At 49.4% G+C, this 326-nt stretch carries 1 protein-coding gene; it reads left to right on the top strand.

Translation table 11 applies throughout. The annotated features are described in order from the left end of the window. Positions 1-326 (top strand): hypothetical protein (locus tag HXW94_RS19040; RefSeq protein WP_218576839.1); only part of this gene is annotated, 326 nt, incomplete at both ends.

The following is a 326-nucleotide window of genomic DNA, read 5'->3' as shown; positions in this document are numbered from 1 at the left end:
GATGGGACTTGTTCCGTACCTTGAAAAAAACCGGACTGCCGGTTGAAACCGGCTCCGGCGGTCTGACAAAATTCAACCGGACGACCAGGGGACTTCACAAAACGCATTGGCTCGATGCCGCCTGTGTAGGAAAAAGCACACCTGAAAAGATGTTTCAGATCGATAAAACCGTGTTGATTGTAAAGGCAGACAGTCATGGTTCAAGGCAGATGTGCAGGGTAAACAAGTTCGGATTCCCCCGGACAACAGCAAAGTCAACTGAGAAAAAAGTCAAAGGCTTTCAGACGGGCGACATTGTCAAGGCGGTTGTCACTTCCGGCAAAAAG

This window comes from Desulfobacter latus (assembly GCF_013389365.1).
Taxonomy (GTDB): Bacteria; Desulfobacterota; Desulfobacteria; order Desulfobacterales; family Desulfobacteraceae; genus Desulfobacter; species Desulfobacter latus.
This window is presented reverse-complemented; position numbering and strand designations above follow the sequence as displayed.